Source organism: Cupriavidus sp. WKF15 (assembly GCF_029278605.1).
Lineage (GTDB): Bacteria > Pseudomonadota > Gammaproteobacteria > Burkholderiales > Burkholderiaceae > Cupriavidus.
Genome location: NZ_CP119573.1, coordinates 1,634,728 through 1,658,014 on the forward strand (window position 1 = coordinate 1,634,728; position 23,287 = coordinate 1,658,014).

The 23,287-nt window shown below is 67.0% G+C and carries 20 protein-coding genes; 6 read left to right on the forward strand and 14 right to left on the reverse strand.

The features are described 5' to 3' along the window. Positions 1-51: 51 nt before the first annotated feature. Genes CupriaWKF_RS24840 through CupriaWKF_RS24860 form a run of 5 tightly spaced genes read right to left on the reverse strand, consistent with a single transcriptional unit; the run spans position 52 to position 4,185 of the window. Positions 52-1,047: a tripartite tricarboxylate transporter substrate binding protein gene (locus CupriaWKF_RS24840; RefSeq protein WP_276101100.1), complete on the reverse strand. Its 996-nt coding sequence runs from the start codon at positions 1,045-1,047 to the stop codon at positions 52-54. Between the two features lie 39 nt (positions 1,048-1,086). Beyond that, a complete protein-coding gene (locus CupriaWKF_RS24845; protein ID WP_276101101.1) occupies positions 1,087-1,890 on the reverse strand; it encodes an enoyl-CoA hydratase-related protein in 804 nt (267 codons plus the stop codon). 10 nt (positions 1,891-1,900) lie between these two features. Beyond that, positions 1,901-2,665, reverse strand: a complete 765-nt coding sequence (locus tag CupriaWKF_RS24850) for an SDR family NAD(P)-dependent oxidoreductase (RefSeq protein WP_276101102.1) — start codon at positions 2,663-2,665, stop codon at positions 1,901-1,903. A gap of 1 nt (position 2,666) precedes the next feature. After that, positions 2,667-3,812, reverse strand: coding sequence for a thiolase family protein (locus tag CupriaWKF_RS24855; RefSeq protein WP_276101103.1), 1,146 nt, complete (start codon positions 3,810-3,812; stop codon positions 2,667-2,669). Between the two features lie 19 nt (positions 3,813-3,831). Continuing rightward, positions 3,832-4,185 (reverse strand): OB-fold domain-containing protein, encoded by a 354-nt coding sequence (locus CupriaWKF_RS24860; RefSeq protein WP_276101104.1) that lies wholly within the window; start codon positions 4,183-4,185, stop codon positions 3,832-3,834. Positions 4,186-4,550: 365 nt separating this feature from the next. On the opposite strand from CupriaWKF_RS24860, the gene CupriaWKF_RS24865 reads away from it, so the two are divergent. Continuing rightward, on the forward strand, positions 4,551-4,883 hold the full coding sequence (locus tag CupriaWKF_RS24865; RefSeq protein WP_276101105.1) for a hypothetical protein: 333 nt from the start codon (positions 4,551-4,553) through the stop codon (positions 4,881-4,883). A gap of 186 nt (positions 4,884-5,069) precedes the next feature. Here CupriaWKF_RS24865 and CupriaWKF_RS24870 read toward each other — a convergent pair whose 3' ends face one another. Beyond that, positions 5,070-6,062 (reverse strand): tripartite tricarboxylate transporter substrate binding protein, encoded by a 993-nt coding sequence (locus tag CupriaWKF_RS24870; RefSeq protein WP_276101106.1) that lies wholly within the window; start codon positions 6,060-6,062, stop codon positions 5,070-5,072. Positions 6,063-6,105: 43 nt separating this feature from the next. Beyond that, complete coding sequence (gene phnN / locus CupriaWKF_RS24875) at positions 6,106-7,914, reverse strand: phosphonate metabolism protein/1,5-bisphosphokinase (PRPP-forming) PhnN (RefSeq protein WP_276101107.1); 1,809 nt, start codon at positions 7,912-7,914, stop codon at positions 6,106-6,108. Between the two features lie 352 nt (positions 7,915-8,266). Between phnN and CupriaWKF_RS24880 the strand changes: the two genes are divergently transcribed. Further along, positions 8,267-8,812 (forward strand): MarR family transcriptional regulator, encoded by a 546-nt coding sequence (locus CupriaWKF_RS24880; RefSeq protein ID WP_276101108.1) that lies wholly within the window; start codon positions 8,267-8,269, stop codon positions 8,810-8,812. A 90-nt stretch (positions 8,813-8,902) separates the two neighbouring features. On the opposite strand, the gene nadC is transcribed toward CupriaWKF_RS24880, so the two are convergent. Further along, positions 8,903-9,736, reverse strand: a complete 834-nt coding sequence (nadC, locus tag CupriaWKF_RS24885) for a carboxylating nicotinate-nucleotide diphosphorylase (protein ID WP_276101109.1) — start codon at positions 9,734-9,736, stop codon at positions 8,903-8,905. Between the two features lie 123 nt (positions 9,737-9,859). Beyond that, positions 9,860-10,798, reverse strand: coding sequence for a LysR family transcriptional regulator (locus CupriaWKF_RS24890; RefSeq protein WP_276101110.1), 939 nt, complete (start codon positions 10,796-10,798; stop codon positions 9,860-9,862). A 159-nt stretch (positions 10,799-10,957) separates the two neighbouring features. On the opposite strand from CupriaWKF_RS24890, the gene CupriaWKF_RS24895 reads away from it, so the two are divergent. Continuing rightward, the gene (locus CupriaWKF_RS24895) at positions 10,958-11,878 is read left to right on the forward strand and encodes a DUF4922 domain-containing protein (RefSeq protein ID WP_276101111.1); all 921 of its coding nucleotides are present in this window, start codon (positions 10,958-10,960) and stop codon (positions 11,876-11,878) included. Between the two features lie 12 nt (positions 11,879-11,890). Here CupriaWKF_RS24895 and fusA read toward each other — a convergent pair whose 3' ends face one another. From fusA to CupriaWKF_RS24920, 5 genes are all read right to left on the reverse strand, one after another. Continuing rightward, positions 11,891-13,957 carry an elongation factor G gene (fusA, locus tag CupriaWKF_RS24900; protein WP_276101112.1) on the reverse strand — a complete coding sequence of 689 codons (2,067 nt, stop codon included), beginning with the start codon at positions 13,955-13,957 and terminating at the stop codon, positions 11,891-11,893. Between the two features lie 174 nt (positions 13,958-14,131). After that, positions 14,132-15,574, reverse strand: a complete 1,443-nt coding sequence (locus CupriaWKF_RS24905) for an FAD-binding oxidoreductase (RefSeq protein ID WP_276101113.1) — start codon at positions 15,572-15,574, stop codon at positions 14,132-14,134. 16 nt (positions 15,575-15,590) lie between these two features. Further along, positions 15,591-15,995, reverse strand: a complete 405-nt coding sequence (locus CupriaWKF_RS24910) for a nuclear transport factor 2 family protein (RefSeq protein ID WP_276101114.1) — start codon at positions 15,993-15,995, stop codon at positions 15,591-15,593. Between the two features lie 235 nt (positions 15,996-16,230). Beyond that, a complete protein-coding gene (locus tag CupriaWKF_RS24915) occupies positions 16,231-17,772 on the reverse strand; it encodes a PLP-dependent aminotransferase family protein (RefSeq protein ID WP_276101115.1) in 1,542 nt (513 codons plus the stop codon). Positions 17,773-17,894: 122 nt separating this feature from the next. Further along, the gene (locus tag CupriaWKF_RS24920) at positions 17,895-19,331 is read right to left on the reverse strand and encodes an amino acid permease (RefSeq protein ID WP_276101116.1); all 1,437 of its coding nucleotides are present in this window, start codon (positions 19,329-19,331) and stop codon (positions 17,895-17,897) included. Positions 19,332-19,644: 313 nt separating this feature from the next. Between CupriaWKF_RS24920 and CupriaWKF_RS24925 the strand changes: the two genes are divergently transcribed. From CupriaWKF_RS24925 to CupriaWKF_RS24935, 3 genes are all read left to right on the forward strand, one after another. Beyond that, positions 19,645-20,472 (forward strand): IclR family transcriptional regulator, encoded by an 828-nt coding sequence (locus CupriaWKF_RS24925; protein ID WP_276101117.1) that lies wholly within the window; start codon positions 19,645-19,647, stop codon positions 20,470-20,472. Between the two features lie 125 nt (positions 20,473-20,597). Beyond that, entirely contained in the window at positions 20,598-21,554 is a 957-nt protein-coding gene (locus CupriaWKF_RS24930; protein ID WP_276103196.1) for an AAA family ATPase, read from the forward strand. Continuing rightward, positions 21,551-23,272 (forward strand): cobalt chelatase, encoded by a 1,722-nt coding sequence (locus CupriaWKF_RS24935; protein WP_276101118.1) that lies wholly within the window; start codon positions 21,551-21,553, stop codon positions 23,270-23,272. Before CupriaWKF_RS24930 ends, CupriaWKF_RS24935 begins: the two co-directional genes overlap by 4 nt. Positions 23,273-23,287: the final 15 nt, after the last annotated feature.

The window sequence follows — 23,287 nt, forward strand, 5'->3', positions numbered from 1 at the left end:
CTAGGAAAGAGGATGGGTGGAAAGTGCCCGAGGCGCTGCCGCCGAAGGCGGTCACAGCGCCACCTTGATGCCATTGCCTTCGATCACGCGCTGCCAGCGTTGCAGCTCCCTGCCGAGGTAGGCCTTGAGTTCGGCCGGCGAGGACGGCTGCGGCTCGAAGCCCTGCTGCGCGAGTTGCGCCGTCACCTCGGGGGACCTGAGCGCGGCCACCAGCGCGACGTTGACCTTGTCGACGACGGTTTTGGGCGTCTGCGCGGGCGCGAGCAGGCTGTACCAGAGTTCGGCGTCATAGCCGGCCAGGCCCGCTTCCGCGAAAGTGGGCAGCTCGGGCATCAGCGCGGTGCGCTTGCTGCCGGCAATGCCCAGGGCACGGAGCTTGCCGGCGCGCACATACTGGATCGCCGAGGCAAAGGTCGCGAAGGAGGCCTGCACCTGCCCGCCCATCAGGTCGGTGATCGAGGGACCCGTGCCCTTGTATGGCACGTGCAGCAGCTCGGTCTTGTTCAGCCGCGCGAAGACCTCGCCGGCGAGATGCTGCGGCGTGCCGTTGCCCGGGCTGCTGTAGCTGATCTTGCCCGGGTTGGCGTGCGTGTAGCCGATGAAGTCCTTGAGCGTGCGGAACGGCTGGTCGCTGTTGACCACCAGCATGATCGGCACCGAGGCGATCCGGCCCACGGGCTCGAAGTCGCGGTCGATCTTGAACGGCACTTTCATGCCGAGGAACGGGTTCATGGTCACCTGGCTCGATGCGATCACGAGCGTGTAGCCGTCGGGCGCCGCGTGCGCGACGTAGTCGGTGCCGAGGTTGCCGCCGGCGCCTGGCTTGTTCTCGATCACGATGGTCTGGCCGAGCAGCTTGCCCATCTTCGGCGCGACCAGCCGCGCGAGGATGTCGTTGCCGCCGCCGGGGGCGAACGGCACTACCAGCGTGATCGGCTTCTGCGCCGGGTAGGGGGCCTGCGCGGCTGCGGGCGCCGGCATGGCGAAACTCGCGGTCGCCAGCAGGCCGGCAAGCGCCGTGCGCGCGGATTGGAAAATGCGTGACATGCTTGTCTCCTGATAATTGTTCGTGCCTGAGTGCCGCGCTCAGCGGCCCATGTAGCGCGGCGGCCGTTTTTCGGCGAAGGCCTGCCGGCCTTCCAGCCGGTCGGCGGTATCGCGCAATACGCCCCAATAGAGCTCGGTGAGCTGCTGCGCGTCGGACTCGCCCAGGTGAGGCGTCTGGCGCGACAGCTTCTTGATGGCCTGCACCGCCAGCGGCGCGTTGCGCGCGACCGTGGCGGTCAGCGTGAAGGCGCGGTCGAGCAGGGCCTGCGGCGCGACCGCTTCGGTGACCAGGCCGATGCGCAGGGCCTGCGCCGCATCGATGCGCTCGCCGGTCAGTGCCATCTGCATGGCGTGCGCCGATGGCACCGCCTTGAGCAGGCGGTGGAGGCCGGAGACGGCCGGAATCGACCCGACGGAGGCTTCCGGCAGGCCGAATGTGGCCGCCTGCGACGCCACGCGAAGATCGCATTGGAGCGCTATCTCCAGACCCGCGCCCAGGCAATGGCCGTTGACTGCCGCGATCAGTGGCTTCCAGAGCCCGAGGTCGGACAGGTCCATCAGCCGGATGTACAGGCCCAGGTCGGCGGCCTGCTCCGGCGCGCGGAACAGGGCCTCCGGGTACGAGGCCACCGACGTGCGCGTGCTGGACAGGTCGGCCCCCGCGCAGAACGCTCGTGTGCCGGCACCGGTCAGCACCGCGGCGCGCAGGTCGTCGCGGTCGCGCACTTCGGCCAGGTGGGCGCGCAGCGCGCGCAGGGCGGACACATCCAGCGCATTGAGCGCCTGCGGCCGGTCGAGGGTAAGGACGGCCACCGCGCCATTGATCTCCATGTGTACGGTCATGGCGGCCTCCTTACACGCTGGGCGACGACAGGCTGCGCCCGCCGCACACATAGAGCGTCTGTCCGGTGACATAGGACGCGCGCGGGTCGAGGAAGAAGCCCACGGCACTGGCGATGTCGTCCGCCGTGCCGATGCGCTGCACCGGCACCGATTTCTGCAGCCGGGCCTGCACCTCGGGCGCTAAGCCGCGGAAGAGCGGCGTATCGACAATGCCCGGCGCCACCGCATTCACGGTGATGCCCTTGGCCGCGAACTCGATCGCGAGCGAGCGCGTCAGGCTGACCACGCCGCCTTTTGCCGCGGAATAGTTGGCCTGGCCGAAGGCGCCCAGCCACGCGCGCGACGAAATGTTCACGACGCGCCCGTAGCCGCGCTCGACCATGCCGGGCAGCGCTGCGCGGCAGCACAGGAACTGCGAGCGAAGGTTGGTATCGATGACGAGGTCCCAGTCTCCATCGCGCATGGACAGGAAGCGCATGTCGCGCACGGCGCCGGCGTTGTTGACCAGGCAGTCGACGCGGCCCGCTTGTGCCTGCACCTGGGCGAAGGCCTCGTTGACGGCGGCGGAGTCGGTCAGGTCGGCCGCGGCGCCGATGACCTTAAGGCCCTCGGCAGCCAGCTTGGACACCGCGTCATCGAGCGTGGCCGCATCGCGGTCCAGCAGCGCGACGGTCAGGCCGCCGCGCGCCAGGTGCGTCGCAATGCCGAGGCCGATGCCGCGCGCCGCGCCGGTGACCACGGCGACGTGGGTGGGGTCAAAGTCTTGCGTGCCCATCTCACACTCCCAGCAGGTGAACCGATGACGCGGCGTGGTCCACGCCCGCAATGCCGCCGCCGGTGCATTGCGTCAGTCCGACGCGGGCGTTGGCAACCTGCCGTGCGCCGGCGCGCTCCTGCAGGTGCCACAGGATTTCCACCATCTGCGCCACGCCGGTGGCGCCGAGCGGATGCCCCTTGGCCAGCAGGCCGCCGCTCGGATTGACCGGCACACGGCCGCCAAGCCGCGTGGCGCCCGACTTCAGCAGGCCTACGGCTTCGCCGTGCGGTGCGAGGCCCAGCGCTTCGTAGTACAGCAGCTCGGCGATGGTGAAGGCGTCGTGCAGTTCCACCACGTCGACGTCTTCCGGGCCGAGCCCGGCCTGTTCATAGGCCTGGCGCGCCGCGCGCGCGGTGATCTCGGCGTCGAGGATGTCGTCGTCCGCCTGTTCGCGCAGGCCGGAGACGACCACCGAGGCCAGCACTTTCACCGGACGGTGGCGGGCCGGGCGCTTGGTGCCGACCACCAGCGCAGCCGCGCCATCGACCTGCGAAGGGCAGCATTGCAGCAGCGTCAGCGGGTCGGCGATCATGCGCGAGGCCAGCACTTCTTCCACCGTGGTTTCGGTGCGCTGCTGTGCGAACGGGTTCAGCGAGCCGTTGTGGCGGTTCTTGACGGCCACCTCGGCCATGTCGGCGCGGCTGGCGTCGCGCTCGTGCAGGAAGCGCGTGCCGCGCATCGCATACACTGCCGGCAGGACCATGCCGGCCTTCGCATAGAGGTCGGTCTTGTGGTCATTGCGCTGCATCGGGATGGTGCCGCCGCCAAGCGCGGTGAGCTGCTCGATGCCGAATACCAGCACCGTGTCGTACTGGCCGGCCAGCAGCGCATGGCGCGCCAGGTGCACGCCGGTGGCGCCGCTCGCGCAAGCGTTCTCGACGTTGTAGACCGGGATGCCGCCAAAGCCCAGGTCGCGCACGATGAGCTGACCGAGGATCATGCCGCCCAGCACATTGGCGCAGTAGACGGCCTGGATGTCGGCCGGCCGCAAGCCGGCGTCGTCCAGCGCCTGGAGGATGGCCTGTTGCGCCAATTCGGGCGCCAGCACGCCACTGTGGCGGCCAAACGGCGTCATGGCGCCGCCGTGGATGTAGATGTCCTGCATCTTGCTTACCTCGTGGGAGTCAGGCCGGCACGGCCAGGAAGACGTAACCGAAGTCGGCATCCGGCTGCGCGGTGTAGCGCTGCCCGATGGCGGGGCGGTCGGTGCCTAGCAGGCGCCCGAAGATGCGCACGGGGCCAGGGAAATCCACATAGCCAAGCGCATAAGGCGCCAATCCGCTCTTCGGGCCCGGATGGATTACGGTAAAGCTGTACACCGATCCCGTGCCGGCCACCGGCGCCACGTCATGGCGCGTGGCGAGCGGCGAGGCATCTGGTACGGCGGGGAATACGTACTCGCCGGTGGCGCGATCGCGCGAGGCGAGCAGTTGCGGCGCAGGGCCGGGGTTCCACAGTGGGTAGGGAAGGTCTGTCACGGCAGTCTCCTGTTATCGGATATCGGCTGGCCGTGCATCGGTGAGCGCGCGGCCTTGTGCGTAATGGTTGTCGCCGGCGCGGTTCCGTACAAACGATATTTCGGGCGCGGACGATTGAGAAAATCTCAAGCGATAGATGTGAAGGCAGGTACCCGTGGCGGTGGATTCGGCACCGGCCGGCTGCGCGTCCCCGGGCACTGGCACGAACTGCAAAGTTGTTGGCGCGAGTTGCATGGCCCGGATTGCTGCAAGCGCTAGCCTTGTCAAAGCGGACGGGGCGGTGCGACAGGGCGCCGCGGCCGGCTCGCGTGCGCCGACGTTGTCGCAATCCGATGTTCCCGAAGATTCAGAAGGACGAAACCCGTATGACCTACTCGATTTCCCGTGCTGACCTGGACTCCATCACCGATGCGGAACTGGCGCGCAGCACCATGAAACTCTTGCCGCAGTGGGCGGATATCCCGGTGGAGTTCCGCGACGGCAACGTCTACACGCGGATGGCGCAAGCGCGGCTGCTCGATTACCCGCTGCCCGACGTTTCCATCTCGTTCCTTCCCGGCTTCGACGACGAGGGGGCCTGCAAGGCCATCGACCGCTGCGTCGTCGCGCACCTGAAAGCCTTTGCGCCGCGGCACGAACACCGGATTGCCGGTGTCGGCTACATGCTGTCGAAGATGTGCAGGATCACGGCTGTCTGATTGCCGGCAGCGGGATCCGCTGCCGGGCAGGCGGCAGGGACGAACGCACTCCCACGAGGGCTGTCGGCGCCCGTGCGGCAACGAGGGTACTCGGAAAGTCGGGGCTGCCTGATGGGCCCGATGGGCCTGATGGGCCTGATGGGCCTGGGGGGGCCTGACGGCGTCAGGTGGATGCCTCAGGCGGTGTCAGTCGAGGTTCAGGTTGATCTTCGACACCAGCTTTTGCCAGCGATCGATGTCGCTGTTCACCAGCTTCTGGAATTCGCCCGGCGTACTGGTCGTGGCGGCGAAGCCGAGCTGCGCCAGCGATGCCTTGATCTCGGGCTTGGCCACGGCCCGGGCGATCTCCGCGTTCAGCTTTTGCACGATTTCGGGCGGCGTATTCGCGGGCGCGAGGATACCGAACCATTGGTCGACGTCATAGCCGGGAACGCCAAGTTCGCTGACCGTGGGCACATCGGGCAGCAGCGGCGAGCGGGCCCTTGAGGTCACGGCGAGCGCGCGCAGCTTGTTGCTCTTGAGATAGGGAACGGTGTTGGGCAGCGTGTTGATGCTGACTTGCGCCTGTCCGCCCAGCACGTCGGCGAGCGCGGGCGCGCAGCCCTTGTAGGGCACGTGCAGCATATCGATCTTCGCCGACATCTTGAGCAGCTCGCCGGCCAGGTGTTGTGGCGTGCCGTTGCCGCACGAAGCATAGCTTGGCGGCGTGGCGCTCTTGCCGGCAGCCAGCAGGTCCCTGAATGTGCGGATGCCGGAACTCTGCGGGACGGCGATGACCGACGGGACCGACGCAAAGGTGATGACCGCGCTGAAGTCGCTCTTAGGGTCGAACTGCAGCTTCTTGAAGACGCCGGGATTGATGGCAAAGCTGCTGTTGACGATCAGCAGTGTGTAGCCATCGGCCGGGCTCTTGGCGACAAACTCCGCGCCGATGTTGCCGCTGGCGCCGGGGCGATTGTCGACCACGACAGGCTGTCCCAGGCTTTTGCTGATGTCGTTGCCGATCAACCGCGCCAGTACATCCGTGCCGCCGCCGGCCGGGAATGTGACGACCATGCGGATCGGTCTTTGCGGAAATGTGCTTGCAATGTTGGCCTCCGCCCGCCCGGGCAGGGTGCCCAGGCTGCCAGCGACAAACAACAGCGATGCCAGACTACGGACGACGGATAGGGGTCTCATTGGTATGCCTCGTCGGCTAGGGTGGGGGAAAGGGAAAGCCAGGTCAATCGGGATCAACGCGCACTGCGCCCGGACATTCACCGGCGGGCCGCGTCATGGCGACCGCCGCAGCGAGGTCTTCGGCGTTCTCGGCATGGATGCGGTACAGCGGCTCGCCCGCCGCGACGGATGCGCCGATCGTGCACAGCAGGTCGATGCCCGCACCGGCGCGACGCGGCGCACCCGCCGCCCGCGCGATGCCGGAGATCTGCCAGCCATTGATGGCGCCGACACGGCCGGAAACGGTCGCCATGGCCACGTGGGTGTGCGAACCCGGCATCACCGGATCGGCGCGGACGCCCTGCGCGGCAACAATCCGCTCGAACGCAGCCCGGGCATTGCCGTCGTCGAGCAGCGCCGTCGCAATACGCATGCCTTGCGCCGGGGACTCCACCCGCGGATCGAAGGCGATGATCTCGCCCGCGAAGCGCAAGGCCTTTTCGCGCAGGTCCGCGGGGGCGTCGGGGTGGTTGTCGAGCACCTGCCGGACATCGCGGACTTCCAGCGCCGGGCCGATACCCCGGCCGATCGGCCGGGTCCCGTCCGTGACGCACGCGCGCACGCGCAGGCCCAGCCCTTTGCCGACTTCCTCGAACAGTGACGCGAGCGCCTCGGCATCGGCGCGCGTGGACAGCTTGGTCTGCGCGCCGTGGGGAAGGTCGACGATGATGTGGGTAGCGCCGGCGGTTGCCTTCTTCGACAGGATGGAGGCCACGGCCCAGCGGCGCGAATCGAGGCCGAGCGGCCGCGTGATGGCGTTCATCACGTCGTCGATGACCGAATGGTTCATGCGCCCGTTCCATGCAATGCACGCGCGGGCCTCGGCCACGCAGCGGCGCACGTCGTCATGGGTCAGGTCCACGCGGGCGATCGTTTCCATGGCGTCGGCCGTGCCGGCGGCCGACGTGATCGCGCGCGATGAGGTCTTGGGCATCGCCAGCCCGTACGCAGCGACGATCGGCACCACGATCAGCGTGATGCGGCTGCCCGGTACGCCGCCCATGGAATGCTTGTCGACGACGATCGGCTCGTCCCATTCGATGCGCGGGGAAAAGCGGGTCCGCGCGCGGGCCAGCGCGGCCACCTCACCATCGTCGAGCGAGCGCGTCGCGGCCGTCAGGAAGGCCGTCAGTTCCTGCTCGGTGTAGCGCCCGGCAATGGCATCGCGCAGGATAGCTTCGTAGGCGTCTTCGTCCAGCGACTGGCCGTCCAGCTTGGCCGCCAGGTGGCGTCGGCTCGCGGGCTGCGCGACGGAACCGGCGTTGATGCCGTGCTTCAAGGCATCGGTGAAGCGCGCCACGCCGAGATCCAGCGTGCTGTCGTTCGATACCGTGACGCACCGGACGCCGTCAGGCATCGGCGGGGCCGGACGCGCCACGCGGCGCAGCACGTCGTCGCCCGATTCGCGCCCGCGCGTGGCGATCCGTTGCGCGAGCACTTCTTGCGGTGCGGTCACGTTTACCACAACGAAGCAGGGCAGTTGCTGCGCCAGCATGGCGATCACGCCGCGCGAGCCATTGGCGACCACGTGTTTCCCGGCTTCCAGCAGTCCGAGCAGCCACTGCGGCAGCCCATAGCGAAGCCCGTGCGCGTTCCACGTCACCAGGAATTCTCCGTTGCGTTCGCGTTCGATGAACTCGGCCTCTGCAACGCCTTCGTGGTCTTCGCCGGGCGATCCGCTCGGGCGCGTGATGACGCGCCGCGCAAAGACGTAATCGCTGCTGTCGAGCGCGGCGCGCGCACCATCAATGAGGGAATCCTTGCCTGCGCCGCTGGGGCCCACCACAAGGAAGAACGTGCCGGTCTCTTTCATGATTACCTTAGACGTCGAAGATGTTTTCGTATGCTAGCACCGGGCCTCATGGTGTCAAGGTAAGTTCGATGTCTAAGTAAATGCAAGCAATGGGCCAGCTCCCGCAAACCGAGCGTGTACGCGGCAATTGCGGCCTTCTAGGGGAAAACACCGGGATGGGGATGCGCGTCGGCGGTGCGGCATGCATCGACGCCGCGCATGCCGCACTGATGTAGTGATTGCTACATAGGAAGCGGCGGGTGAAGCCGCGGGCCAAGCGGGTGGACGATGGCGGGAAGCGCTATCATGTGCACCGTCCCGCTCCTGGCTCTTGCGGCTAGAGCGGCTCGCACAGCTTCCTTATGTCATCACTATGGCCACGAAAAAGCAGGAATCCCCGGTCACGATCACGCCGTCCGATGAAGTTGACGAAGAGCGCCTGGCGCACCTGGTCAAGGACGCTGCGCGCGCCTATATCCGCTCGTTGCAACTACGGCTTGCGCAGCATTCCGTGTCGTACGGACACTGGACGATCCTGCGGATCCTGTGGCGCCATGATGGCCTGTCGCAGCGCGAACTGAGCGAGCGCGCCGGCGTGACCGAGCCCACCACCTTCGCTGCGGTCAAGGCGCTGGAAGCGCTGGGCTATGTGGAGCGGATGCACCTGCCGGGGAACAAGAAGAAGGTGCACGTGTTCCTGAGCAAGGCGGGGCGCGCGCTCAGGCGCAAGCTCGAGCCGCTGGCTGAGGAAGTCAATGCCATCAGCGTGGAGGGCGTGACCGAAGAAGATGTGCTGACCACGCGCCGCGTGCTGATCTCGATTGCCGGGAAGCTGGTGGCCGACGAGGCCGCGCTGGCGGAAAGCGGCCGCAGGATGCCTTCGACGCAGGAAGTCGGGCGCCTGCTGGCGGATCTTTGATACCGCAAGACAAAAAGTCCCTCGCCGGGCCAGGCCGGCGAGGGAGAAGCGCCCTCGGGTAGACGAGGAGCAGATTCGCGTGTGGGCGGATCAGGCTTCGTCCAGCCCGATGTCGACGGCTGGCGCCGATTGCGTGATCTTGCTGGTCGAGATGTAGTCCACGCCGGTTTCCGCCACCGCGCGGATCGTTTCCAGGCGGATGCCGCCCGAAGCCTCGACCCTGGTCCGGCCGTTGACGATCTGGACGGCTTCCTTCATGTCAGGCAGCGACATGTTGTCGAGCATGATCACATCCACGCCGGCATCCAGCGCCTCGCGCACCTGGTCAAGGCGGTCGCACTCGACCTCGAGCTTGGTCAGCACCGGCAACTTTCTGCGCACGCGCGCCACGGCGGCGGCAATGCTGCCGCACACGGCGATATGGTTGTCCTTGACCATCACGCCGTTGTCGAGGCTCAGCCGGTGATTCAGGCCCCCGCCACAGGTAACGGCATGCTTTTCCAGTGCCCGCAGGCCCGGCGTGGTCTTGCGGCTGTCGATCAGGCGCGCCTTGGTGTGCGCGATTTCGTCGACATACCTTGACGTGAGGTTGGCGATGCCGCACAGCCGCTGCATGATATTGAGCGCCGTGCGCTCGGCGGTCAGCACGCTGCGCGCATTGCCGCTGACGTTCAGCAGCACCGCGCCTTTTCCGACCTTGTCCCCGTCCGCCACGCGCACGTCGATCGCAAGGGTGGGGTCGTAGCGCGCGAAGATGCGCGCCGCCACGTCGATGCCCGCGATGATCATCGGCTCGCGCGCGTTCATGCAGAACGTGCCGGTCTCGCCCGGTTCGATCATGGTCTGGACCGTCAGGTCACAGATGCCGATGTCTTCGGTCAGCCAGAGGTCGATCAGCTTGTCGGTGGAGAAAATGTCATACATGTGTCGCTCCTGAGTGGTCGGTTGCCGTACCCGAGATATCTTAGATATCGAAGTACATGGCGCAATCCTAGCACTTGCAGGAGCTGTGTCAATAATTATTCGATGTCTAAGATTGTTGGGGCGTCAGGATGTCGCTGAGGCGGCCCCGGCCAACCGCACCAGCGCATCTTCCGAACCCCGGCTGGCTTCGACCACGAAATCGATGAAGCGCCGCACGCGTGCCGGCATCTGGCTGCGCCGCGGATAGTAGAGGTGCAGGCCCACGCTGCTGGCGCTGAGCCCCGGCAGGATGGCCTTGAGCCGGCCCGCGAGCAGGTCCGCGTGGACCGTGTACGCACCAAGCTGGCCGATGCCGATGCCGGCGCGCACCGCTTCGACTTCGGTCTCGACATCATTGAACGTGGCCACGGCAGGCATCTCCTCGTACACGAGATTGCCTTCCACCTGTAGTTCCCACGGCAGGATGCGGCCGGTTACGGGCCGCCGGAAGCCCGTGCATTGGTGGTGCCGGAGCGCTTCCAGTGTCGTCGGCTCGCCATGCCTGGCCAGGTAGGCGGGCGCTGCGCAGATGACCAGGGGCAGGTCGCACAGGCGCCGCGCTACGAGGTTCTGCGCGGGACTGGTACCCGCACGCAAGCCGATATCGATCTGCGCTTCGACGAGGTCCGTGAACAGGTCGCTCAGCACCACGTCGAACGTGATGCCGGGCCAGTTCTCGCGGAACGCGTGAATCAGCGGAACCAGCACGCGGCTGCCGATCGACGGCGGTGCGGTGACGCGGATCAGGCCATCGTCCTCGCTCCGGCTGCTGCGCACCTGCTCGAGCGCTTCGTCGAGCAGCCGCATGCCAGGCGCAGCCAGTTCGAACAGCCACGCGCCCTCGGTGGTGAGGCTGAGCTTGCGCGTGGTCCGGTGCAGGAGCCTGATGCCGAGTTCCGCTTCCAGGGTGCGCACGGCCTTGCTGACCGCTTGCGGCGTGACGCCGGCCTCGACGGCAGCGCCGCGGAAGCTGCCGGCGCGCACCACGCCAAGGAATAGGGTCAGGACGCGGGCCTTGTCCATGATTGGTAGTCTTCAGTTGCGAACAGGTCGATGATAGGGTGCGCGGCATGGGAATCGCACGCGCGGTTGGACTATAACCAAATCAGGACATCAGGGTCTGTTCGTAAAGACGAAGGCGCCGCGTCCTCCTGACGAATCTGGCACCCGGGATTTTGCAAGATGCCCCATTTCCACCTGCCGCCGGGTACGCTGTGGCCTGCCGTAGTGCGCAAGACCTCGCACGCGCTGGCCTGCGGCGCGCTGCACCCGATCGAGACGACCACATCGTTCATCGAGGACTGTGGGGTGTGCTTCGTTGTGCGTCAGGTGTCCAGCCTCGCGCGAAAGGACAAGGCAAGGCGCCAGGACGAAGCCGGCACGCGCCGTGCACAGGCGGACCCGTTCCAGCCTTGTGATCCCGACCTGCTGGTTGGCGATATTTCGGATAGCCATCTGGCGGTGCTCAACAAGTTCAGCGTCATCGACCACCACCTGCTGATCGTCACGCGTTATTTTGCCCCGCAGGAGGCTCTGCTGAACGTCGCGGATTTCGCGGCGCTGCTGGCGTGCATGGCCGAGTATCCCAGCCTCGGTTTCTACAACGGCGGGCGGATTGCCGGTTCCAGCCAGCCGCACAAGCACCTGCAGACGGTGCCGCTCGCCGGAGCGGGTTCGACGGTGCCCATCGCGCCTTTGCTGGCTTTGGCCACCACGGGGACGGGAGAGCCAGAGCCATGCAGCGTGCCAGGCCTGGGTTTCCCGCACGCGTTCGCGGCGCTCGATCAGACGGGGCCAGTGGACGTGCTGGCGCGCATCGCCTGCGAGCGCTATTACAGGTTGCTGGGTGCGGTCGGGCTGGGCGCGGTGGAGGTCGAAGGGGAGCCGCACCAGTCGGCTCCCTACAACCTGCTCGTCATGCCGGAAGGCATGCTGCTGGTGCCACGGCGTGCGGCGGAAGTGGAAGGTGTTGCGCTGAATGCGCTGGGCTTCGCGGGGACGCTCTTCGTCCGAAACGCCGCGCAGATGCACACCATCAGGCAGCTTGGCCCGATGACCATTCTGCGGCGCGCGGCGGGTGTGGCGCCGCCGGGGCGCGCTTGAGGCTATCTGCCGTCAGCCACCGTTATCCCCTTGCGCCTTGTGCTTTGCCGCCATCTTCTCCTGCTGCCCGGGCGGCACGCCTTCGTAATGGCTGAACTGGATGGTGTAGCTGCCATGGCCACCGGTCAGGCTGTTCAGGCGCGACTGGTAGTCGTTGAGTTCGGACAGCGGCACCTTGCCGGCCACGATCACGGTGTTGGCGGCGCCCGTGCGCGTGCCATGCACCTGGCCACGCTTGGACGAGAGGTCGCCGATCACGTCGCCCATGGAGGTATCCGGCATCATCACCTCGATGTCGACCACCGGTTCCAGCACGCTGGGCCTGGCCTTGAGCACCGCGTCGATAAATGCCTTGCGGCCGGCGGCGGAAAATGCCACTTCCTTGGAATCCACGGGATGGCTCTTGCCGTCCAGCACGGTGACGCGCACGTCCTGCATCGGGAAGCCGGCCAGCGGCCCGCTTTCCAGCGCCTGGCGGATGCCCTTTTCCACGGCTGGAATGAACTGTCCGGGAATGGCGCCGCCCTTGACCGCGTCGATGAACTCGAAGCCTTCGCCGCGTGGCAGCGGCTCGACGCGCAACATCACTTCGCCGAACTGGCCGGCGCCGCCGGTCTGCTTCTTGTGGCGATGATGGCCTTCGGCGGAGCCGCCGATGGTCTCGCGATACGCAATGCGCGGCGGCCGCGTGACGACCTCCAGCTTGTACTGTTCGGTCAGCCGCTCCAGCACGCAGCGCAGGTGGAATTCGCCCAGGCCAAGCAGCACGGTTTCATTGGTGCCGGCCGGGTGTTCGATGCGCAGGCACGGGTCCTCGGCAGCCAGCTTGTGCAGGACTTCGGCCATGCGCTGCTCGTTGCCGCGGCGCGCGGGTTCGATGGCCAGGCCGTAGATCGGCGTCGGGAATTCCAGCGGGATCAGGTGGATATTGCCGTCTTCGGTGGCGTCGTGGAGCACCGCATCGAAGCCGATCTCGTCGATCTTGGCGACGGCGCAGATGTCGCCCGGCCCGGCGCGCGGCACTTCCTCGTGTTCCTTGCCCTGCAGCAGCAACAGGTGCGCCACCTTGAACGGCTGGCGCGCATCGCCGATATAGAGCTGGCTGTCGCGCGTCACCGTGCCCTGGTGGATGCGGAATATGGCCATCTTGCCGACGTAGGGATCCATCACGATCTTGAAGACGTGAGCCAGCACGTGCTTGTCCGGTACCGGCTCGGCACGCACTTCCTTCTTGCGCTCGGCGCCCTCGCTGCCTTCGCCGACGCTGCGGTAGAACATCGGCGGGTTGCCTTCGGTCGGGTTCGGCAGCAGCCGCACGAAGGCGTCCAGCAACTCGCGCACGCCGGCGCCAGTGGCGGCGGAAGTGAAGCAGATCGGCACCAAGTGCCCTTCGCGCAGCGCGCGCTCGAACGGCGCGTGCAACTGCTCGGGCTGGATGGCCTCGCCTTGCTCCAGGTACAGCTCCATCAGCTCGGGATCGATCTCGATCACCTGATCCACCAGCGCATCATGCGCGGCCGGCACGCTCAGGAAGTCCGATTCCCCGGCCGGGTTGAAGAAGCAGTCCACCACCTGGCTGCCGTTCGCGGCCGGCAGGTTGATCGGCAGGCACTCCTTGCCAAAGGCTTCCTGGATATCGGCGAGCAGCGCGGGCAGGTCGACCTTCTCGCCGTCGATGCCGTTGATGATGATCATCCGGCACAGCTTGCGCGCCTGTGCCCACGCCATGGCGCGCCGTGTGGTCATTTCGATGCCGGTCTGGGCATTGATGACGATGGCTGCGGTCTCCACGGCGGGCAGCGCGCTGATGGCCTGGCCGGAGAAATCGGGGTACCCCGGGGTATCGACCAGGTAGATGCGGGTATCGCGGAAATCGACGTGCAGGACTGCTGAGGTGAGGGAGTGGTGGTATTTGCGCTCGAGCGGGTCAAAGTCGCTGACCGTGGAGCCCCGCTCGACGCTGCCCGGGGCATGCAGGGCTCCCCCCCTGTGCAGCAGCGCTTCGGCCAGTGTGGTCTTGCCGCAACCCGCATGGCCGAGCAGGGCAATGGTACGGATTGCGTCGGGACTGTAGTGCATGGCAGCTCTCGTCCGGCAATGGCAGTCAGGCCATTATTGGCGAAAATCGCCGGAAGCACCATATGCGCGCAGGGCGCCAACGGGCGGCAACAGACAAAGGTGTTTCTCGTCCGTCACACCGGTACGTGCCGGCGGGACGCTGCGTTGCAGCATATCCCGCCGCTGAATCATGGCTCAGATGACTTCGTCCTTCAGGTGATACCAGTGGTACAGGAAGCGCTGGCCGAGCCGTCGGAACGGGGCGAACATCTGCGATTCCACCATTTCCCGCACATTCGGGAATGGCAGCGGCGCGCGGAAGATCGGCAGTTGCGGCAGCGATGCTTCCTTGCCCGCGATCAGCGCCGCCAGCCGCCTGCCGGCCTGGGCGGAATACATCACGCCGTTGCCGCCATATCCCATCGCGTAGTAGATCGACTGCGCCGGGTCAGGCTGCGTGATGCGCGGCATCATGTCGTGGCTCACGTCGACCCAGCCCCACCACGAGTAGTCGATCTGGATGCCGCGCAGCGCCGGGAACTTGCGGTACATGTCGTTGACCAGCTTCTGGCGGTACTGGTCCTGGGGCGCATCATTGCCCGTGATCGCGCTGCGGCTGCCGATCTGCAGGCGGCCATCTGGCATCAGGCGGTAGTAGTGGCGCAGGATGCGGGTGTCGGTGATGACCTGGGTCGTGCGGAAGTTGCAAGCCTCGATCTCGGCGGGCGTCAGCACGCGCGTGACGATCGAGTTCGACAGGATTGGGAACAGCCGGTTCTTCAGTTGCGGATGCAGGGACTGCGAGGTATAGCCGCCTGTGGCCACGCCGACCGCGCGGGCGCGCACGATGCCACCGGGCGTGCGCAGGTAGTGCACGCCATTGCGGGTTTCCCAGCCGGTCACGGGGCTGGACGGATGCACCTTGACGCCCAGTTCGCGCGCGCGGCGCAGGTAGCCGAAAGCAAGCTTGCCGGCATGGATGCCGATGCCTTCGGGTTCATGCATGGCGCCCGCGGCTTCCTTGTCGTCGACGTATTCGCGCCGCACGGTGTCGGCGTCGAAGATGCGCGCGTCGTACTTGAAGACCTCGCGCAGGATCTTCGCTTCCTTCTCCAGCGCGGGCATGGCCTTGTCGCGGTGGGCGATATACAGGTGGCCACCGGGCTGCGGATCGCAGTCGATGTCCTTGATCAGGTCCTTGAAGGTCTGCATGCCGGCGCAGACTTCTTCATGCAATTGCAGTGCCGTGTCCAGGCCGTAGCGTTGGATCCACTGCGAGCGCTTGAGGCGGCCTGAAGCGCACTGAGCCTGGCCGCCATTGCGGGTGCTGCAGCCCCAGCTGACGCGGTTGGCCTCGAGCACGGTGGCCTTGATGCCGTGTTCCTGCGCCAGGAAGATGGCGCTGGTCAGCCCGGTGAAGCCCGAGCCGATGATGGCGACGTCCACGTCGATATCGTGCGTGATGGGGCCGTCGTCGGCAGGCGGCTCGCCGGCGGTGCCGATCCAGTAGGTCGGCGCGTATTCGCGGCCCTGACCCGGCGTGGGCGTGCGCAGCGGGTCGTAGGCGGGGTCGTACGGCCGCGACGGCGCGGTGGCATTGCCGCCGTTCAGGATGTTGCGGGTGGCTACAGCTTCCATGGCGCGTCTCCGGTGCTCAGGCGGCGTTGCCGACCGGGGGGCGATCCTTGCGGTAGGCGTTCTTCACCGCGATCTTGCCGTCGCGGAACGTGAATACGTCCACCATGCGTGCTTCGATGCGCGCGCCGTCGGCGCGGGTGCCGCGGAAGGTCGATTCGCTCACGCCGCGGTCGCCGGACACGAAATGCTCGCCCTCGGTCCACGAGGCGTCGGGAAAGGTCTGCCAGGCCAGCACGAAGCCTTCGCGCACGGCGTCGCGGCCGATAAAGCTGCGCCCGAGCAGCTCGCCGCCGGCTACGCCGTGGAAGGCGCAGTCGTCGGCCATGAAGCGCATCAGCGCGTCGATGTCGTGGCGGTTCCAGGCGTCGTTGAAGGCTTGCAGGAGGTCGGTGCCGACCGGGCTGTTGCTGGGCTTGCTCATTTAGGTCTCCTTGGTATCGCGTGACGATGCGGCGGCGGGGGCCGCGCATCGGCCATGACCTGAGGATAGGGAGCGCGCGCGTCGTGTTGTAGGACCAGTTGGCGGGAATCGCTTGGGCCAGCGGTGGAATGGGACTGGAATCTCCTGGCGGCACGCTTGCGGCACGTTCGAACATGCAGAAAGGGCTACTGCGCGGCAGTAGCCCTTGCGTCCGTCGCCAGCTGCAACCGCGCGCTCAGGCGGCCGATGCGCCCTGCGCGGCGATGGTCGCGTGCAGTTCACGTGCCACGCTGGCCAGCACGCGGATGCCGGGTTCGATGCGTTCCGGCGCGATCGACGAATAGCCGAGCCGGAAGCCATTGCGCGGCGCCGGCTCGCTCATGAAGAACACGCTGCCCGGCTCGATCAGCACGCCCTGCAGCTCGGCCAGGCGTGCCAGCGCATCGGCGTCCAGCCATGGCGGGCCTTCGATCCAGCAGGAGGCGCCACCGGCAATTGGCACGGGGCGGAACTCGGGCATGTGGGCGGCCAGCGCCGCCAGCACCGTTTCGGCACGCGCCCGGTGCGCGGCGGACAGCCGGCGCAGGTGCGCATCATAGTGCCCCAGCGACAGGAACAGCGAGAACGCGCGCTGGATGTAGGCGGACGGGTGCCGCAGCATCAGCCGGCGCGCGCCGCGCAGCTCGGCGATCAGCTCGGCGGGGCCGACGATGTAGCCGATGCGCAGCCCCGGCGCCAGGCTCTTCGACAGGCTGCCCACGTAGATCACGCGGTTGTTGCGGTCCAGGCTCTTCAGCGTGGGCGTGGGGTCGCCTTCGAAGCGGCTCTCGCTTTCGTAGTCGTCCTCGATCAGCACGAAGTCCGCTTCTTCCGCCTGCCGCAGCAGGGCCTGGCGGCGCGCCAGCGGCATGGTGACGGTGGTGGGGCACTGGTGGCTGGGGGTGACATAAACGTAGTCGCAGGCGCGCAGCGCATCGGACGGGATCACGCCCTCGGCATCGATGGGCAGCGGGATCAGCTTCGAGGTATGGCGGCCGAAGATATTGCGTGCGTCCGGGTAGCCCGGCTCCTCGATGCCGACAGGCGTGTCGGGGCTGGCGAGCAGGTCGGACAGCAGGTAGAGGGCCTGCTGCGCGCCCACGGTGATCACGATCTCGTCGGCACCGGCCCACACGCCGCGGCGTGGCAGCACGCGCGTGCGGATCTGCTGCACCAGCGACTCGTCGTCGCGCACGATCATGTCCTGCGCCCACTCGTGGATATCGAGCACGCTCAGGGCCTTCAGGCAGCACTCGCGCCAGTCGGCGGTGGGGAACAGCACCGGGTCGTACTGGCCGTAAATGAAGGGGTAGGGGTAGTCGCGCCAGTTGTGGCGCTTGACGATATTGCGCTGGTGGGTGGGGCGAAAGACAAAGCGGCGGTCCCAGTCCGGACGCGCGCCGCCATGGGTGTCAGGGCTCGGCGTGCCGCGCAGCGAGGCCACGCCGCTCACGCGAGCACCAAGGATCTCGGGGTTGACGAAATAGCCGCTGCGCTCGCGCGAGATCAGGTAACCCTCGTCCACGAGCTGCTGGTAGGCCAGCACCACGGTATTGCGCGCCACGCGCAACTGCGCGGACATCTCGCGGCTGCTCGGCAGCGGGATGCCCAGCGGGAGCTGTTCGTCCAGGATCGCGGAGACCAGCATCTGGCGGATCTTGCCTTGCAGGCTCAGGCCGGAGTGGGCGTGTTGCTGGAAGAGCTGGTCCCACATGGGGGGGGTCAGCTTGGTGGTCATGGGATGGGGTGGTTTGTTGATTTGGGGGGTGGTTTGGTTTGTTGTTGGGTCCCAACAACCTACAAAGAGCAAAGGCGCGAGACAGAGTAAGTACCCCATCCCAACGCCCCCACCCATCCCCATCAATACTCATGCAAATCCGGCCGCGGCATCTCCGCTAGCGGCACGACCTGCGCCACGCCTCGTCGAAACAGATGCCGCAAGATATAGGCCGATACCAGCAGCCCAAGGCTGGCGACCCCCAACGCCAGTGGCGTGCGCTGATCGGGAATGAAGGCCATGGCTACCACGATCGCCACCATGCCGAAGATCGCAAACCACGTCAGGTACGGATAGCACCACATCCTCACTTTGAGCAGATGGGGCGCTTCGCGCTCCAGCCGCGCACGCAGCCGCAACTGCGACACCGCGATCAGGATGTAGACAAAGATGGCAACCGTGCCGTACGAATTGACCAGGAAGGCGAAGACCTTGTCCGGCGATACATACGACATCACCACCGCCCCATAACCGAACAGCGTGGCGACCAGGATGGCGCGCGTGGGCACGCCGTTGCGGCTCACGCGGGCGAGCGAGCGCGGTGCATCGCCACGGCGCGTCAGCGCGAACAGCATGCGCGACGACGCGTACAGGCCCGAGTTGAGCGCCGACAGCACGGCGGTCAGCACGATCGCGTTCATGATCTGCGCGGCCGCCGGGATCCCCATGACGTTGAGCGCGCTGACGTACGGCGTGGCGATGCCAGTGGCATTCCACGGCACCAGGCAGACCACCAGCAGCACCGAACCCACATAGAACACGAGCACGCGCGTGATGACCGAGTTGGTGGCGCGCGCTACGGCCTTCTGCGGCTCGGCGGTCTCGGCCGCGGCGATGGTGACGATCTCCGCGCCGAAGTAGAAGCCGGTCGCCGCGACTGCGCCGGTCAGCACCGGCACGATGCCATTCGGCATGAAGCCGCCGTTCGCGGTCAGGTTGGAAACGTTCATGCCGTGGGCGCCGGGCGCCAGGCCCAGCACGTACACGCCTGCTACGAACAGGAACACCATGATGGCGGCGACTTTGATCGACGCGAACCAGAACTCGAACTCGCCGAAGGACTTGACCGAGACGAGGTTGGTTAGTGTGAGCATGACCAGCAATACCAGGCTGATGGTCCAGTTGGGCACGTCGGGCAGCCAGTAGCGCACCAGGTCGGCACCCGCCACGGCTTCGAGCGCCACGACGATGACCCAGAAGTACCAGTACATCCAGCCGGTCAGGAAGCTGGCCAGGTTGCCGACAGCGGGACGGTCGCTCCAGGCCTCGCGGGCGTATTCGTAGAACGAGCCGCCGCCGGGCATGGCGCAGGCAAGCTCGCCGAGCATGCGCATCACCAGCACCACGAGCAGGCCGGTGATCAGGAAGGAAAGAACCGCGGCGGGCCCCGCGGATTTGATGACGACGCCACTGCCAACAAAGAGGCCGGCGCCGATGACGCCGCCCAGGGCGATCATGGTCATGTGCCGCTGCTTGAGGCCGTGCGATAGCCCTGACGAGGGCTGTGGTGTATGGGTCATGTTGTGTCTCCTGTACTGCTGACTGCTGTCTGTCAGCCGCCGCGGCGCCTTTCTGTCTGTAATAGTCGGCGCTGCGCGTAATTGCAGGCCGGTTGCCGTGGTCGGTTCACCCCGTTTGGTGCCAAGGGCGGTGGAAATCATCTATCCATTTGATTTGTGTCTCCGAGTTACCTTGTAAAACGGAACAAATTGTTCCGATAAATATTTATGTACTCGGAATGTAGGTCCTCTACCGCCGAAGGTCAACCGGTAATTTCAATAATTGATATGATTTGTATCTGAAACTGAAACTTGACTATGATGGGAGCCAGGCATGAACGATTCGCGTCCTGCCAAGGGCGATACCAAGCCGGATGGCGATACGCCGGCGCTGCGTCTCTTTGGCCTGCTGGAAGTCATTGCCACCAAGGATCACCCCTTCAACCTGCAGGCGCTGGTGGAGGAAACCGGACTGCCCAAGCCCACGCTGCACCGCATGCTGCAGCAGCTCGAGGCGGCCGGCATGGTCCAGCGCAACGGCGACGGCCGCCACTACGGCACCGGCCTGCGCCTGCGGCGGCTGGCGGAAAACCTGTTGTTGAACAACACCTCGCACGGCGCGCGCCACATGGTGCTGCGCAAGCTGGTGGAAGAGGTGGGCGAAAGCTGCAACCTGACCGCGTTTTCGAGCGGGGAGGTGCTGTACCTGGATCGAGTGGAGACAGCGGCGCCGCTGCGTTTCTACCTGCACCCGGGCTCGCGCGTGCCGGCGCACTGCTCGGCCACGGGCAAGCTGTTCCTGGCGCAACTGACGCCGGCGCAGCGGCAGCGCCTGCTGGCCCACGCGGAGCTGGAACGCTACACGGCCAACACGCTGACCGACCACGCGGAACTGGAAGCGGAGATCGAGCGCGTGAAGCGTGACGGCTACGCGATGGATGACGAGGAGTTCCTGCCCGGCCTGCTGTGCATCGGCGTGCTGGTGCCGGCGGTGGACGGCGGGAAATCCAACCTGGGGCTGGCGCTGCAGGCCCCGGTGATGCGCGTGACGCGCGAGAAGTCATTGCAGATGCTGCCCGCATTGCAGCGGGCGGCCAAAGCGCTGGCGGCCATCGAAGCCGAGAGCGGCACCGCCTGGGGCGGCGCGGACGAGGACGAGTAGGGCAGCGGCTGCGCCGGCTCCCGGCTTGTCCTGCTGTCCGCGCGCAAACAAGGACAAGCAAGGACAAGCAAGGCAAGCAGGAGGAGCACGACGTGACGCAGAAGGAGTTTGGCCGGCCGGACCGCATGGTGCCGGTGCGCAGCCTGTTCGGTATCGATTCCGGCCTGACGGTGCCGGCGTTCAGCGAACGCGATGACCATGTGCCGGAGATCGACCCGGCCTACCGCTTCCAGCCCGAGGTGACGCTGGCGATCCTGTCGGGCTTCATGCGCGACCGGCGAGTGATGGTGCAGGGGCTGCACGGCACCGGCAAATCGACGCATATCGAGCAGGTCGCCGCGCGCCTGAACTGGCCTTGCGTACGCGTGAACCTCGATGGCCACATCAGCCGGCTCGACCTGGTCGGCAAGGACGCCATCGTCATCCGCGACGGCCAGCAGATTACCGAATTCCAGGAAGGCATCGTGCCGTGGGCGCTGCAGCGGCCCGTGGCGCTGATCTTCGACGAATACGACGCGGGCCGGCCCGACGTGATGTTCGTGATCCAGCGCATCCTGGAGCGCGACGGCAAGTTCACGCTGCTGGACCAGAACCGCGTGATCCATCCGCATCCGTCGTTCCGCCTGTTCGCGACCTCGAACACGGTCGGTCTGGGCAACCTCAACGGCCTGTACCACGGCACCCAGCTCCTGAACCATGCACAGATCGACCGCTGGAACGTGGTGGCCACGCTCGACTACCTGCCGCACGCGGAAGAATCGGGCATCGTGCTGGCGCGCGTGCCGGAACTCGACAACGCCGAGGGCCGCGCGCTGGTCGATGCCATGGTGGCGCTGGCGGCGCTCACGCGGCGCGGCTTTGCCGCGGGCGATGTCTCGGCGCTGATGTCGCCGCGCACGGTGATCAGCTGGGCGGAGAATTGCCAGATATTCCGCGATCCGGCACTGGCATTCCGCCTGACCTTCCTGAATAAGTGCGACGAGGCGGAGCGTCCCATAGTCGCGGAGTACTACCAGCGCTGCTTTGGCCACCTGCCCGATGAAGCGGCAGGACACCCGGTCCACTCGGAGCCGGCGCAATGAACGCGGCGGCGGCCGCGCAGCGGCTGCGCCGACGCCAGCGCCAGGATGCGCTGTCCGGCGCCGCTGTGCGTGCGCTCACCGGCGAGCCGGCGCTGCACTTCCGCGACGGCCGGCTCTGGCATGCGATGCGGCCAGTGCCGCAGCATGCGCCGCATCTGCGTACCGATCCGGACTCCGACAGCGCGGCTTGCCTGCGCGGCGCCGCCGATGGCGCCGCGCTACGCCACGCGCATTCCGATCCTGCACTGCACCGCAGCCTCTGCCCGGCCGACCCGGTCGAGCGGCTGCTGTTCGAACTGCTGGAGCAACTGCGCTGCGAAACCCGCGTGCCGCGCGGCATGGCCGGCGTGGCGGCCAATCTGCGCCATCGCTTCCTGGCGTGGTCGCGTGCGTTTCATCGCTCGGGCCTGACCGAGGGCCAGCTGGGGATCCTGCTCTACACCGTCGCCCAGGTGGCGTGGTCGCGCCTGAGCGGCGAGCCGGTGCTAGATGAAACCGAGGACCTGATCGAGGCCACGCGCGCCGCCATCGTGCCCGTGCTGGGCACGTCGCTGGCCGGGTTGCGCTCGCATCGCCATGATCAGGCTGCATTCGCCGGGCACGCGCTGGCACTGGCCCGCGCCGTGGCGCAGATGGTCCGTAGCGAAGCGCCGAATGTGGGCGAGGACGATGACAACGCAGCGTCCGCCGCGCGTGCCGGGTTTGCGCTGTGGCTCGACTTCGAAGAGGAGCGCGCGGAAAATTTCGCCGTCGCCGACAGCGGCCACAGCCGCGTGCTGGCCGAGGCGAAAGACGGCTACCGTGTCTTCACCACGCGCTACGATCGCGAGGTGCGCGCCGCCACGCTGGTGCGGCGTGCCTTGCTCGACGAATACCGCACGCAGCTTGACGCGCGCATTGCGCGTGCCTGCGTCAACGTGGCCCGCCTCGCGCGCCGGCTGCGTGCCGCGCTGGCGCAGCCGCGCGTGGACGGCTGGTCCTTTGGCGAGGAGAGCGGCCGCATCGACGGCCGCCGCCTGGCGCAGCTTGTCAGCTCGCCCGCCGAACGCCGCCTGTTCCGGCTCGAAGCGCACCGGGCCCATGCCGATTGCGTGGTCGGCTTCCTGGTGGATTGCTCCGGATCGATGAAGGCACGGGCCGAACCGCTGACGCTGCTGCTCGACCTGCTGACCCGCGCGCTCGACGAGGCGGGTGTCGCGACCGAGGTGCTCGGCTTCACGACCGGTGCGTGGAACGGCGGGCGCGCCCGCGCGGACTGGCTCGCGCGTGGCCGGCCCGCGCATCCGGGCCGCCTCAATGAAACCTGCCACATGGTGTTCAAGGACGCCACGCGCAGCTGGCGCCGCTCGCGCACCGACCTTACCGCCTTGCTCAAGCCCGACCTGTTCCGCGAAGGCGTCGACGGCGAGGCCGTGGAGTGGGCCTGCGCCCGCCTGCACACGACCGGCAAGGCACGCCGCATCCTGCTGGTGGTGTCGGATGGCAGCCCGATGGATACGGCCACCGGCCAGGCCAACGACGCCTGCTACCTCGACAACCACCTGAAGGCCGTGGTCGCGCGGCACGATACGCTGCGCGACGTCGAGGTGCTGGGGCTTGGCGTCGGGCTGGACCTGAGCCCCTACTACCGGCATGCGCTGGCGCTGGACCTGTCGCAGCCAGTGGATATGGCAATGCTGGATGAGGTAGCGGACCTGCTGGCGGCGCGGCGGCGGTAGGCCGGGCCGCCAGCT

Bases quoted from the DNA above. Each gene is read 5' to 3' on its own strand.
- phnN (WP_276101107.1), bottom strand. From the start codon at position 7,914: ATGAAAGAGACCGGCACGTTCTTCCTTGTGGTGGGCCCCAGCGGCGCA.
- CupriaWKF_RS24840 (WP_276101100.1), bottom strand. From the start codon at position 1,047: ATGTCACGCATTTTCCAATCCGCGCGCACGGCGCTTGCCGGCCTGCTG.
- CupriaWKF_RS24850 (WP_276101102.1), bottom strand. From the start codon at position 2,665: ATGGGCACGCAAGACTTTGACCCCACCCACGTCGCCGTGGTCACCGGC.
- CupriaWKF_RS24915 (WP_276101115.1), bottom strand. From the start codon at position 17,772: ATGACCACCAAGCTGACCCCCCCCATGTGGGACCAGCTCTTCCAGCAA.
- CupriaWKF_RS24905 (WP_276101113.1), bottom strand. From the start codon at position 15,574: ATGGAAGCTGTAGCCACCCGCAACATCCTGAACGGCGGCAATGCCACC.
- CupriaWKF_RS24925 (WP_276101117.1), top strand. From the start codon at position 19,645: ATGAACGATTCGCGTCCTGCCAAGGGCGATACCAAGCCGGATGGCGAT.
- CupriaWKF_RS24935 (WP_276101118.1), top strand. From the start codon at position 21,551: ATGAACGCGGCGGCGGCCGCGCAGCGGCTGCGCCGACGCCAGCGCCAG.
- CupriaWKF_RS24855 (WP_276101103.1), bottom strand. From the start codon at position 3,812: ATGCAGGACATCTACATCCACGGCGGCGCCATGACGCCGTTTGGCCGC.
- CupriaWKF_RS24870 (WP_276101106.1), bottom strand. From the start codon at position 6,062: ATGAGACCCCTATCCGTCGTCCGTAGTCTGGCATCGCTGTTGTTTGTC.
- CupriaWKF_RS24930 (WP_276103196.1), top strand. From the start codon at position 20,598: ATGGTGCCGGTGCGCAGCCTGTTCGGTATCGATTCCGGCCTGACGGTG.
- fusA (WP_276101112.1), bottom strand. From the start codon at position 13,957: ATGCACTACAGTCCCGACGCAATCCGTACCATTGCCCTGCTCGGCCAT.
- CupriaWKF_RS24910 (WP_276101114.1), bottom strand. From the start codon at position 15,995: ATGAGCAAGCCCAGCAACAGCCCGGTCGGCACCGACCTCCTGCAAGCC.
- CupriaWKF_RS24880 (WP_276101108.1), top strand. From the start codon at position 8,267: ATGGCCACGAAAAAGCAGGAATCCCCGGTCACGATCACGCCGTCCGAT.
- CupriaWKF_RS24920 (WP_276101116.1), bottom strand. From the start codon at position 19,331: ATGACCCATACACCACAGCCCTCGTCAGGGCTATCGCACGGCCTCAAG.
- nadC (WP_276101109.1), bottom strand. From the start codon at position 9,736: ATGTATGACATTTTCTCCACCGACAAGCTGATCGACCTCTGGCTGACC.
- CupriaWKF_RS24890 (WP_276101110.1), bottom strand. From the start codon at position 10,798: ATGGACAAGGCCCGCGTCCTGACCCTATTCCTTGGCGTGGTGCGCGCC.
- CupriaWKF_RS24895 (WP_276101111.1), top strand. From the start codon at position 10,958: ATGCCCCATTTCCACCTGCCGCCGGGTACGCTGTGGCCTGCCGTAGTG.
- CupriaWKF_RS24845 (WP_276101101.1), bottom strand. From the start codon at position 1,890: ATGACCGTACACATGGAGATCAATGGCGCGGTGGCCGTCCTTACCCTC.
- CupriaWKF_RS24865 (WP_276101105.1), top strand. From the start codon at position 4,551: ATGACCTACTCGATTTCCCGTGCTGACCTGGACTCCATCACCGATGCG.